Annotated in this window: 9 protein-coding genes; 1 reads left to right on the forward strand and 8 read right to left on the reverse strand. The window is 50.8% G+C overall.

Features of this window, described 5'->3' with window-relative positions:
- Positions 1-26: 26 nt before the first annotated feature.
- From J2Z18_RS07495 to J2Z18_RS07530, 8 genes are all read right to left on the reverse strand, one after another.
- A complete protein-coding gene (locus J2Z18_RS07495; RefSeq protein ID WP_007132361.1) occupies positions 27-1394 on the reverse strand; it encodes an ABC transporter substrate-binding protein in 1368 nt (455 codons plus the stop codon).
- A 153-nt stretch (positions 1395-1547) separates the two neighbouring features.
- Entirely contained in the window at positions 1548-2384 is an 837-nt protein-coding gene (locus J2Z18_RS07500) for a carbohydrate ABC transporter permease (RefSeq protein ID WP_007132360.1), read from the reverse strand.
- 18 nt (positions 2385-2402) lie between these two features.
- A complete protein-coding gene (locus J2Z18_RS07505) occupies positions 2403-3323 on the reverse strand; it encodes a carbohydrate ABC transporter permease (protein ID WP_007132359.1) in 921 nt (306 codons plus the stop codon).
- 447 nt (positions 3324-3770) lie between these two features.
- Positions 3771-5357: a response regulator transcription factor gene (locus tag J2Z18_RS07510; protein WP_210094490.1), complete on the reverse strand. Its 1587-nt coding sequence runs from the start codon at positions 5355-5357 to the stop codon at positions 3771-3773.
- Positions 5357-7081: a cache domain-containing sensor histidine kinase gene (locus J2Z18_RS07515; RefSeq protein ID WP_210094491.1), complete on the reverse strand. Its 1725-nt coding sequence runs from the start codon at positions 7079-7081 to the stop codon at positions 5357-5359. Before J2Z18_RS07515 ends, J2Z18_RS07510 begins: the two co-directional genes overlap by 1 nt.
- A 68-nt stretch (positions 7082-7149) precedes the next feature.
- Positions 7150-9318, reverse strand: coding sequence for an alginate lyase family protein (locus tag J2Z18_RS07520; protein WP_210094492.1), 2169 nt, complete (start codon positions 9316-9318; stop codon positions 7150-7152).
- Positions 9308-10429, reverse strand: a complete 1122-nt coding sequence (locus J2Z18_RS07525) for a glycoside hydrolase family 88 protein (RefSeq protein ID WP_210094493.1) — start codon at positions 10427-10429, stop codon at positions 9308-9310. Before J2Z18_RS07525 ends, J2Z18_RS07520 begins: the two co-directional genes overlap by 11 nt.
- Before the next feature lie 270 nt (positions 10430-10699).
- Positions 10700-12088 carry an extracellular solute-binding protein gene (locus J2Z18_RS07530; RefSeq protein WP_007132354.1) on the reverse strand — a complete coding sequence of 463 codons (1389 nt, stop codon included), beginning with the start codon at positions 12086-12088 and terminating at the stop codon, positions 10700-10702.
- Positions 12089-12376: 288 nt separating this feature from the next.
- On the opposite strand from J2Z18_RS07530, the gene J2Z18_RS07535 reads away from it, so the two are divergent.
- Positions 12377-12922: a cohesin domain-containing protein gene (locus tag J2Z18_RS07535; RefSeq protein WP_210094494.1), complete on the forward strand. Its 546-nt coding sequence runs from the start codon at positions 12377-12379 to the stop codon at positions 12920-12922.
- Positions 12923-12944 lie beyond the last annotated feature (22 nt).

Consider the following 12944-nt stretch of genomic DNA (forward strand, 5'->3'; position numbering starts at 1 on the left):
GGATTCTTTACCCTGTGCTATCCCTGTTACTTGATAACGCCTTTTTCGTTAATGATTTTCGTGGCCTCATCGACCATCCATTGTTGAACCTCATCAATCGGCTCATTGCTGAGCATGAATTTAGAGAAGCCGTCATTTATGATCTTGGTCAATTCCGCGGTAGACGCGATCATGACTTTGGCGGCATCCAGATATTGGATTTCATCGCTGAACAGCGTATATTTCAACGAATCCATATCGTACATATCCTCTTTGCCGGCAACCAGCTTCGTCAGCAATTCCTCGTTATTCGCCTTTTTGTAGCCAGAGAACTCAAGTCTGTTGTCCGAATCGGCTGTTGTCATGAATCTCATAAGCTTGAAGGAGGCTGCCTTGTTGGCGGAGTTGGCGCCCATTGCCAGCATATTGCCGCTGGTGAAGTATTTTCCTTCATACTCTTTCGGTTCCCAGCCAGCAGGAGGCACAGGTACAGGAGCGAAGGCGGTTTTGAACTCATGCGGATATTGCTCGGTATTGCCTGGGTCTGCGATCGTAAAGTTGCCTGTAAGAATCATAGCGGCTTCTTCATTGAAGAATTCCGTACGGTAGTTCAGCTTCGCAGCAAGCACGTCACTGTAAGGCTTGGCCGACTTGTCCTTCTCCTCCATGTCTTTACGGAGCTGGAAGAAATATTTGTATGTCGGATCCGCCAGAATCGTCGTTCCGTCTTCATAGACGAACGGATCTTTCATCATGGTTTGGGCCGGAGCGTTCATATAAAGCTCCCATGTGTGGAAATAAGATCCGTAGCGCTTGTCAACGCCTTCGCCCTTGGTCAGCTTTTTGGCGTATTCGCGGTAGTCGTCCCATGTCCAACCATATTTCGGAACCTCAAGTCCCGCTTCATCCAGGGCATCCTTATTGAGCATGACATAGTTCGTGCTCTTGGTATACTGCATGCCATAATACTTGTCGCCTAACTTGGGATTTACGAAATACTCGTCTTCCGGAACCAAGCTTTCCTTCTCGTAGAACTCGTTCAGAGGAGCAAGAGCTCCGCGTTCAGCCCGCTCGAGAACTCCGCCCAAGCTCGGGAATTGAATAACATCGATCGCTTCGCCGGAAGAGATCAGGAAATCCAGCTTTTTCAGCATTTCCACGGAATCGCCGGGAACCAGCACCACATGCTCGACCTTGATGTCCGGATTTTGATCCATAAATTCCTGGAGCATGGCATCCGTGCCCGCCTGCTGGGCCTCGTTATCCCAGTTGTAATACTTGATGGTGGTAACCCCATTGTCTGCCTTGCCGGCACCCGATTCTGAACCGGAATTCCCGCAGCCGCTTAAAATCAGGGTGCTTGCCAGAACCGTGCTTAGAATGATGGATAATCTGTGTTTGACTTTTTTCTTCATCTTACTTCCCCCTGCACAGATAAATTAGTTGTTGTGCTGTTTTCATGTTCATTATAGGCACCGGCACGGCCGATCAAGTGCACAATTTTGAGGTTCTAGGATTACTTTTTTGACTTTTGCGAAACCTTCGGCCTTTTCACATTAGGCTTCGGATCAACCTTTTACCCCGCCTAAAGCGATACCGTTTATGACCTGCTTCTGCAATACGATGAACACGATGACCAGTGGAATGATCGCCGATACCGCCGCCGTCATCATAATGGCATAGTTGTTGGTATAGTCATCACGGAACAGCGTCATCCCCAGCGGAATCGTGTATAGGTCCTTGTCCAGCAGGAAGATCAGCGGATTCTGGTAATCGTTCCAAGTCCAAATGAATTTAATGATCGCTACCGTAGCCAGCACAGGCTTGCACAGCGGAACCATAATGGAAGCAAATGTCCGCAGATGGCCCGCACCGTCAATTCTCGCAGCTTCCAAATATTCATCGCTGATCCCGATCATGAATTGACGAAGCAGGAACGTGAAGTAGATCGAGAACATACTCATGAAGATGATGGCCGCATGCGTATTGTAGAGACCAAACCAGCGAATGAGCAGAAACCGCGGAATCAGCGTCGCCTGATCCGGAATGATCATGAACGAGAGTAGGGCCATAAAGACGAGATTCCGTCCCTTGAATCGGATCTTCGTTAGCGCATAAGCGGCCATGGATGAGATGATCAGCGTGATTAAGGTCGTGATAATGGCTATTTTAAAAGAATTAAAATAGAAATCATAGAAGGGAACTCTCCCCATCCAAACCGTCTTGAAATTATACGCCAGATTCACCTTTTCCGGTATCCATTGAATTGGAAAGCGCATAACATCCTTCTCGTATTTGAAAGCCGCGGAAATCATCCAAATGAGCGGAACGAGAAACACGATGGACAATGCCCCCATCAAAAGGGTGATTACCCCTTTGGACATGTTTTTTCGAAGCAACTGCATGTACAATCCTCTCCCTCTCTATTCTTCATTTCTCATCTTCCAGGTGAGCGCGGTAATCAGGCCGATAATCGCGAACAGCAGCCAGGAAATGGCCGAAGCGTATCCCATATTGTAATATTGGAAGCCTTCCTCATAGATACGGAATACAAGCACGGTAGAAGAATTGTTCGGTCCGCCTTCCGTCAGGAACGCGATAATGTCAAACACTTTAAACGAACCAATCAACATCGTGATCAACAGGAAGAAGGTTGTTGGACGGAGCATCGGAACCGTGATCGCAAAAAACTTTTTAATTGCACCGGCACCGTCAATATCCGCCGCTTCATAAATTTCATTCGATATGTTCGTAAGCCCGGCCATATAGATAATGATCGTGTAGCCCAGGCCCGCCCAGGAGCTGATAATCGAAATCGCCAGGAGCGACGTTTTCGGATCGACCAGCCACTTCGGCGGATTGCTGATCCCGAGCTCCATCAGAAACTGGTTGATCGGTCCCAGCGATGGATGGAATAATGCGCTCCACACCGCAGCGACCGCGATAATCGAAGAAATATACGGAATGAAGAACGCGACTTTAAAATAGCTTTTGAAGAACACACTGTTGTGAATCAAAACCGAAAGCACCAGGGCGATGGCAATCGGGATCGGCACCGTAAGAACCATATAGATCAAATTATTCTTTATCGCTTGAATGATGGTTGGATCCTGAAACATCTTGATATAGTTATCGAAACCGGTAAATTCGATACCCTGGACACCCGACAGCATATCCCAATCGGATAAGCTCAAATACAAAGAGAATCCAAGGGCAAATACATTTAATAACAGCATCCCGACGATTTCCGGGGCAAGAAACAGCCACCCGATCAAAGCCTCTTTCCGCTTGGGAGTCCAAAACTTCCGCCGGCTCTTGGGCACTGGTCGTTGTACAGCCTCCATGAAGCATCACCTCAACAATTTGTAAGTTGTCATTATAGTAATACATCCGCCATCGGCAAGAAGGAGGGATTCTGACCAGCCATGTGCAAGATTTTGACCTAAAAAAAGCCCCACAAAGTGGAGCCTACGCTTCGATACTTATTCCAATTACTTTGCGGGGACCCCAGAACAAAAGCCCCACAAAGTGGAGCCTACGCTTCGATGCTTATTCCAAATACTTTGCGGGGACCCCAAATCAAAAGCCCCACAAAGTGGAGCCTACGCTTCGATACTTATTCCAAATACTTTGCGGGGACCCCAGAACAAAAGCCCCACAAAGGGGGAGCCTATCCTTCGATGCTTATTCCAAATACTTTGCGGGTGGCTTGCGCTTTGGTGAAAACTTTAAAAGCCGCCCTTGCCGGGCGGCATGCTGCTGTATAATTAAATTGAATACTATAGGCCCGCTTACTTTCGCGCGGTGTACTTCGCTTTATACTCGCTCGGGGTGGTCCCCACGTATTTTTTGAACACTTTCGAAAAATACGTACGATCCGAATAGCCTAATTCCATAGCCAGAGACTCCAAATTCTGCCCGGACATTCTAAGCATTTTGGTGGCCATCTTCATTTTGTATTGATGCACGTAATCCGTGAAGGTGAGCCCTGTCAACCGTTTGAAATACCGGGAAAAATAGCTCGGGTTCAAAAACAGATAGCGTGCCATATCGATCGATGTAATGTTATCGTCGAGATGCTGATCGATATATTGCTGGATCACCTGCAGCTTCGGCTCGTTCGTTGGGCTTCCCGCTCCCGTTTTCCGGGTTCCGATCGTCTGGATCAGCCTTCTCTCCACCAGCTCCATCATATCCTCCAAGGTGCGGGCTAAACCGAGATAGGCGAACAGATCCTCTTCGAATTTCAGACTGGAAAACATCAGCTCGATGCTGCGAAGCATGGAGGAAAGATCCCGGGCAAAGTCGCCCGGATCAATCGACAGCTCCTTCGCGGTTCCGGCGATCTTCTGCAGCGCAGCGCGTATACCGTCGAGATCCTGCTTCATGAGCATCCGTTCCAGCTCCGAAACGTAACTGTCCAGAAACCCCTGAGGCGCGGCTTGGAACCACCGTGTTCGGATTTGCGAAGCTTCCAGCATCGTATAGTCGGTATTTTCATAAAACTCGTATTTTCCATGAAAAATATCCTGATAGACGGAGCCGATCGAGCTTAATTCCATCTTGTCCGTGACGGAGACAACATTCGGTTGAATCTTGAGAAAGTGGAGGCACTGATAACGCAGTCGCTGCAAATAATGATGAAGATGCAAGCTGGCATTCTGCGCCAGATTGACCCTAAAGTTATGCAGAATCACAATGTTCCCCTGCTCCATGAACGGCGTAATCCCTTCGTACGACTCGGACAATTCCGTCGCAATATTATAAACGGCGTATAAAATCAGCGGCAATTCCGTTTGTCTGAAGCGCTTGTCAAAGCTGGAGAGTCGAATGCTGACCAGCCCCAACGCAAACCACGGATAGGTCCAGGAGATGCCGAGCTGCGCTGCATAAGCCTGAGTGGCTTCGGACGGCGAGCCATTGATCACCCGTTGCAGCAGGTCTTGCCGAAAGAGCTGACTATTGTAATTGGCCCCTTCGCGATGAATCAGACCGGTTCGCATTTTTAGCAAGTTCATGGATTTGCCGAGGCTCTGTTCCAACTGCTCCGCTGTAAGCTGATCCTTGATCAGATAATCATCCGCTTGCAGCTTTACGGCTTGCTGGGCATAATGAAAATCCTCATGGCAGGTCAGGAAGATAATCCGTACCTCCGGCTTCACGCGCATAAAATGGTCCGCCAGCTCAATGCCGTTTTTTTGCGGAAGTCCGATATCTGTAATGACAATATCCGGCTGCACTTCCTCAAACATATGCAGCGCTTTGGCGCTGGAATACGTACTGCCGGCAATCTGCAGATTGTTGGCCTCCCAGTCAATCATCTGCTGCAATACCTTGAGCATAGGAACATCATCGTCGATGAGCATAACTCTATACATTACTCTTCCTCTCCCTCCGGTAGATAACCATGATGTTGACTTACGGGCAAGTACAGCAAAACAGACATCCCCTCATGCGGAAGGTTGGCGAGTGTCAGCCTCGCTTCCTGCCCGAAGGTCAATCGGAGTCTTTGGACCACGTTCATCAGACCGACTCTCTCATAGGCTCCATCCTGCTCATCGCTTGGTTTCCCCAGCCTGCGGTTCAGACATTCGAGCATTCCTTCTTCGGCCCGGGTACCGTTGTTGATAATCTCAATCCTGATTCCGTCCGGGTCGCGTCTGGAGCGGACCTGAATACGTGGCGTCTGATGATCGACAAGTCCGTGGACGATGGCATTCTCAACGACCGGCTGCAATATGAGTTTTGGCAATATGAGCCCTTCGGTTTCCGGTTCCAGATCGACCTCTAAGCGAAGCGGTATTTCGTTGCGGATTTTCATAATGTCGACATAGTGGCCCAGCAGCTTGCACTCCTCGCGCAACGTGGCCGGCTCATTGACCTTGAGATAGGCTCGCAGCAAGCTCATCAGGGAATCGATAATTCCGCTGTGAAGCGTATCCTTCGTCAGGATGAGGCTGCATTTGATCGAATTGAGCGTGTTGATCAAAAAATGAGGGCGAATTTGCATAAACAAGGCTTCGAGCTCCATCACCCGCTTCTGTTCCTGCTCCTGTTCGATATCATGGATCAGCCGCTGTAATTGATCCAGCATCGTATTCAGCGTCTGACTCAACTCAGCGATATCATCCTTGCCCTTGACCTCCAGCCGGACGTCCAGATTTCCCATTCCGAACTGCCGCACCACTCGCTGCAGCTTGAGAATCGGCCTGTGCAGCCTTTTGGCGATCAGGATAGACATCCCGGAGAACACGAGAAACAGCAGAAGAACCCCGGCAAGACCGGTATAAAACGTCCGGGAAATTGGCTCCGACCACTCTTTCTCCGAAGCTTCGTAGGCCAGCTTCCAGTTCGATTTCAAAATGGTTCTATCCGATCGGACACTGCTCTTGGTCTCCGTATGATGCGGAATCAGCTCCGCATGACCTGCAATGAATTCCCCGTTTGCATCAAAGAGGGCCACCTTGCCAAAGTCGACCGTACCGAGCAGCCGGTTGAAGTACTTATCGGAAATGGCGCACAGCAATACGGACACTTGCCTCTTCTCGCGGCTGTCATAGATCACCCTGGCGATGTAGTAGCTTTTCCCCTTCCCCGCCGAGTCGCCGCCGGCCATTCCTAGCCATTGCAGGGTTTCCGGTTTGTTGAGATCAACGCGCTGCATCAGTTCGTCAACGCTTCCGTTAATCGTGGTCAAATCCTCCGTGCCGGAAGAGATGACGAATTGCTGCGGGTTGACCAGGTACATGCGGACATTATTATTCAGCGGCTTGGAGTTAATCAGGGAAAAGATGTCCTGAATTTGTCTAAAATGCACATAATCCTCATAAGTTGCCAGCCTCTCGGTGTCTGCGAATGACTTCAGAATATTGCGAACACTTGTATCGTTCACGATAAAATGAGAGGCAAACGTGATATCGTCAATGGTTTTGCTCAGCTCATCCGTCATGACATTCAGGACATTCTCGTTGCTGAGCTGCAGCTTCTCTACCATCGTATCCCGGATCAGAACAAACGATATGATAGAAACCGCTATCAGCGGAATGAAGATCAGCAAAAGAAACGACAGCTGGATGCGTTTGTAGAAGGTAAATTTGAACATGTTTCTCTGCCCTTTCTTATGCTCCTTGTCCTCTTTATTCTATCAATCCTCTGTGCTGGAAGCATGCATTAAATGATGACGGTTGATTGCATTTTTCTTCCTTGAGGGGTCATCAGCACAACCTCTCCGAAGATCTGCATGCCCTCCACCACATAACAATCAAAATGACCCGACGGTGCACGGTGGCTAACAACGAGAATAAACTCCTCTTCCATTCCCGGGAGCTGAACGCCGCAAGCCTCGGCTTGCCCGTCATGAACCTGCTCCCCCGTATGACGATATACCGGTACCTTGCGGACTCGCGGAGAGGCTGTTTCGCCTGGACGATGGGGATAAAGCACCTGCATGATGCTGATCCATCCTCTTCCTGTCCGGGAGTATGACGCATTCGAATTAGGCTCGAGCAGGTTATACTCGCGGGAGATCACGCCCTCGCCCACTTCCCCGCACAGGTCGGCCGTCGTTATGGGGATAATCGAAAGATTCGCTTCCCCGGGGGTGTTTGTACGGCAAATCTTGGTGTCTGCTTCCATCAGAACTTCGCCTGGCGGGTGCGGAAAATGGAAGTGCTGAGTCAGGGTATGCTGCTCACGGCACGCCAAGCTGTCAATCAACAGCCAGAAATACGGCTTGATAAAGATGATCCTTCTGCGCGGAATTAACGGTTCATTCCCATAAAGATAGCCGTCATGCATCCCCTCGACATAGTCAAAGTCAGGCTTGCTGATCCATTTGCAGCCCATCGGCCCGGCCATCCGGTCGAAAGACCAGGTATCCCTGATCCCGGTGAACCCGATTCCGTCGACGACGGTCGTGTTATGGGCGGAGCTCTCCTTTAATGCTTTTCTGTGCGGCGTATGATCGCTATAGTTGTACCGTCCAAGATCGGTGAGCAGGTCGCGGCCGTAGGCATGGAGATCGATGTGCAGCATATCGGCATGACCGTGGCCTCCCCCGAGCTTACCGCAGTGAAAATAAAGGTACAGCGCTTCTTCGTCCCAGCCCGTTCGCATCGTATAATGACCGGAATGGGGAAAAGCCCGGCTCATGGATGGCGGCTCTACGGGCACCATCGCTTCGTAATCACGGATTCCCTCCATGCCGAACAGCCAGGCATTGTCGTAATCCGGCCGGGCATGTCCGCCAAAGCGCAGGACGGAATCCTCAAACAGCCATGCGGCAAAGGTCAGAATGGAACGGATATCGCTATCGTCGCTGTCTCCCAGCATCGGCTGCCTGTGATTCGGCTTGGCCCAGTACAAGGAAGCTTCGGCCATCTCGAGGACCGTACGACAAAATGAGTCGTCAAGCTCCGACCCGTTGAGCTTGGCAAGGTGGACGCAGTCAAGATAACAAGCCAGCACCTCGTGATGATACGTTGGCGATTGCTCCCAGTGGATGCCGTCCGCCATGATCTGGAGCCTTGCCGTCTCCTTCAATCTCTCTTCGCCCATTTCCCGCCACCCTGCCGACTGGGTGAATTCGGGAAAGAACAACGCAATATGGTATAAGCCGCAAGTCTCCAGGACGCCCCAATTGCTGATATGTTTCCAGCTGGTGAAGGAAGCGGCCAGATACTCCCCGTGCTCGTGAAGCGAAATCAGCGCTTTACCGAGCAGCGACGGAGTAAGGGATGGGCTGCCGATCATGTATCGAAGCGCCTTGATCCAGTTCGCGCTGCGCAGCCCCGCCTCGATCGGGCGCCAGGTCAACGTATCCGTCGTAGGCTCTTCGGGGACAGGATTCCGATCGATCCAGTGTTCAAGCTGGCGGCAGAACACCTCCGCATACTTCTCATCGCCAGTCATCGCATACGCTTGTCCCAGCGCCACCCAATAGCGGTGGCGATTCAGCATGTAAGCCCACTCTACGTCCTGATCGGGAATATGGCACCAATCGATATCACCGTCAAATGTAACGGGAACGACGCTCCGCTCCATATCCCACGGAAAGCGGAACAGGAACGTCTGCTGCATCACCTCATTCGCCGTCTTCATGACGATGTCCAGCTCATCCCCACAGTGCTGCTTCACATAATCGGTGATCATCCGCTTCTCCTCACGGCTCATCCACCATCCGGCTGTTCTCCGGCAAGAGAAGTATGCATGCAGTTCACCCAGTACATCGTGCCGATGACCTTGATCATCTGCATTCAGCATCGGACCGATTGCGGGATCCTCCGGATCCAGCGTGGTTAAAAGGGCTTTCACCAAAGCTTCCGTGGCATCAGCGTTCATACCAATACCCCTTGTTTCCGGTCTCCATACGAATCAAAGCCTCCAGGTAAAAATAATCCCCCCAGATCATGAAATCATCCGGGGACAATCCGCCGCGCACATGATAAGAACCGTGCTGCAGCAGGCCCTCCGCCTCTTGGCCGATGGTGGAATAATTCCGTACCAGCGAGGTCATGGAATCCTGCAGTCCTTGTTCAAAGCGTGCTCTATCGGGATCCCCATCCTCCAAATGTCCAATCAGTTCCAGCAAACCTGCCGCCACAATAGCCGAGGCCGAGCTGTCGCGATAGGTATCGGCGGTTACGGGAGCATTAAAGTCCCAAAGGGCGACATGATCCTCCGGCAAGTGCTTCAAGAAATATTTCGCCATTCGTTTGGAGGTTTCCAGATATACACGATCCCCTGTATAGTGATAAGCCAGTGCGAATCCGTACACCCCCCAGGCTTGTCCCCGCGTCCATGTCGAGCCGTTCGTATAGCCCTGGTGCGTAGCCCCACCTATCGGCTCCCCGGTATGTGGATCGAAGAAAAAGGTGTGGTAGGAGCTGTCGTCGCCGCGCACCAGATAACGCCTTGTCTTCTCCGCCTGCATGATGGCGATGTCGCGGTACTGGGAGTTACCGGTTTGCTGCCCAGCCCAGAAGAGCAGCGGCAAATTCATCAAGCAATCGATGATGATGCGGCCGCCCTCCTTCTCATCTCCTTCAGGCCCCCACGCTTGAATATAACCTCCGCTTGGACGCCAGCGTTTCAGCAGCAAGTCCGCAGCCTGAAGCGTCAACTGGCGTGCGCTCTCATCCTTCTCGACGATCCACTGCGCTTTGGAGGACAAGGAATACAGAAATCCGATATCGTGATGATCAAGCACCTTCTTGTCCGCAAAGCGCCGGCGGAAGTCTTCTACCGTTCGTACGGCTCCCAATCTGAATGCCTCGTCGCTCGTATATTCGTAACATAGCCAGAGAAGACCGCTCCAGAAGCCGTTTGTCCAATCGTCATTATCATTCAGCAAATAGGCGCCGTCCTTGCTGACGTGGGGGAATCGGGTCCCGAAGGCATCCATGTTCCTCCGGATTTTCTCTACGGCATCTTTAATCGCACTGCTCCACATAACGTCGTGCTCCCTTCGAATCGATCATGATTACGATTCATGATAGGGGGAGTCTCACCGTTCTTGTAGATCCGATTTTTGCCTTGATGTGCACTATTTTGACTTTTGCATCCTTAGGGTTATAAAAAAGGAACAAACCTGTCCTTTTTCATCTCTATTGCAATAAAAAATACGATCCATGGTCACCACGAATCGTATTTTTCAGTCCCGATGCTTGCATTCCTGCCTATATGCTATCCCATCCGGCGAGATTCCCGTGCAGGGACAGGCTTATTGTCGGGATTTCACTCCAAGCCTGCTTGCAAGACGTGCGGCGGCATCCTGGGCCTGCTCCATATTCGCCCAAAACAGCTTCAGCTCGTTCCGGAGCCGATGCAGCTCCTCCATCGTGATGCCCAAGTCCGCATAGCTGCTGAAGGTTGGGACGATCTCGCGATATAGGTTAAAGCGCGACGGTCGATACATCGTTTCCGCGCCGTCCCATTCGGCCGACGATTTCCGGGCCGGAATGCTCAGCGTCTCCTTGCGGATATGCAGCTGGGCCGCGGCCGAGCCAAGAAAATCAACCAGTAGGCGCGCCGCCTCCTTCTGCTTCGATTGCCGGTTGACGGCCAGCCCCGTCACGAGCAGCAGCGTTTTCGCGCTTTGCTCATAAGGAAGCGGGGCGAGATCATATTCGAAATCGGCTTGCTTCAGCATTTTTAATCCATAATACGTCGTCATCACCATGGCCGTCTTCTGCTGCAAAAACAGTTTCTCGGCGTCCCCGTCCGATTCGGACAGGAAAGAGGCAGACAAGCCTTGTCCGTAGATTAACTCCCGGAACATGCCGAGGCTGTCCCACAGCTTCGGATCATCATAACGATATCCGCCTTCTTCTTGCGCAAACCGAAAGTGCTTCTGCAGCAATACGATCGGGAAACGGTTCGTTGAGGCAATATGCGCGTAGAAGCCGAACAACTGGTGCTCTCTTTGGATGTGAGCTGCCGTCTCCGCCAGCTGCTTCCATGACCAGCTGCTATCCGGCTCCGGCATGCCCCACTTCCGGAATAGGGTTTTGTTATAGCACAGCACAACCGGCGAAAATGTGAGCGGCCGGGCATACAGCCTGCCTTCATGCGCCAGATAATCCCCCAGAAACGAATACGCCTCCGGATCCGGCTCCAGCGGAAGAAACCGATCCAGTTCGCCATGCTCCAGCATTTCACGGAAATTCCACGTATTTAGCGAAAGTACATCTACCCATCCGTTTTCCAAATACCCCTGGATCGCTTCAGGATAGTGCGTGTAGGGAAGTGTAATCGTATCCACCGAGATGTGGGGATACTGCGCGTGGAACTGTTCAAGCAATCCTTTCAGATCCATCTCATCATCCAGAGAAGGATAGCATCCAAGCTTCAGCGATACCTTCGGCACAGGAGCAGGAGCGTTGATCCGGTTGCCCACGCGCGGTTCTTTCGTTATCAATCCTTCCTCCACAAGCAGTTCAAGTCCCTTGCGGACGGATTTTTTGCTAAGCATGTACTGCTCTGCCAACGCCAGCTCGGAAGGCAGATAATCCCCAGGCGGGCGGACCGAGGTGAGAATGTCGCGCCGAAGCGTGCTTACCATCTCATCCAACCGCTTCTGAAACGTGACACGATCAGGTTTGTTGCTCATCGTCAAGACTCCCCATTCACCAACAAGGCAATGTTCATAGTAGGGATAGTATACCATATCCAGCATTTTCTACACAGATCATACACCACATTTACACCAATTTATTCTCTATTTAAGGACATTGACAGTAATTTCGAATGAGATTATCATTTTTGTATACCTCATGGATACCAGAGTAAATAAAGTGATTTCTGAAAGATGAATGCGAAGGGAAGGAGGTCGTGCCCGGTCAGCAAGCATGCTTTGATTCAACAAAACAACATTCAAAATCACTGGAGGTGTATCATATTGAGAAAACAATACGGTTTAACGGTCATGATCGTCCTTTTACTCGTCAGTCTGTTCGCCCCCTACCCTGCATCCGCAGCAGGCGGACAATTGGAGCTGGTGAGAGTGCCTAATGCTCTCAAGCCGGGATCCAAGGTCAAAATTCGCATAAATGCCTCGCAAGTACAGGATTTATATGGATTGCAGTTCAATCTAAAATTCAATTCCAGCCAACTTCGATATGAAGGGATGAAGATTTCGAATCAGTATATCAACTACCCATCCAGTTCGCAGACCAAGGAGGGCCAGGTTTCCGCTGCGCTGATCCGCAAGGAGAGCAAGGATACGTCCTATAAGAAGAAGCTTCAAGTCGCAGAAATGACGTTCACTGCTTTAAAACCGGGTGTAGCCACTCTTCAATTACATGGTGTGAAAGCGATTACAACCGAGGTCTATGTAAATGAACATGGCAAGAACGATCTTCGGCTTCTGCCGCTAGAGACGATGAAGGAGCTGTTGTTCCAAATCTCCCCCCACCCAGGCAAAAAGTCTGATTCTCCAAGCTAGCCTGTACCGAGTCAGCCTGCTT

The organism is Paenibacillus lactis (assembly GCF_017873605.1).
Taxonomy (GTDB): Bacteria; Bacillota; Bacilli; order Paenibacillales; family Paenibacillaceae; genus Paenibacillus_AQ; species Paenibacillus_AQ lactis.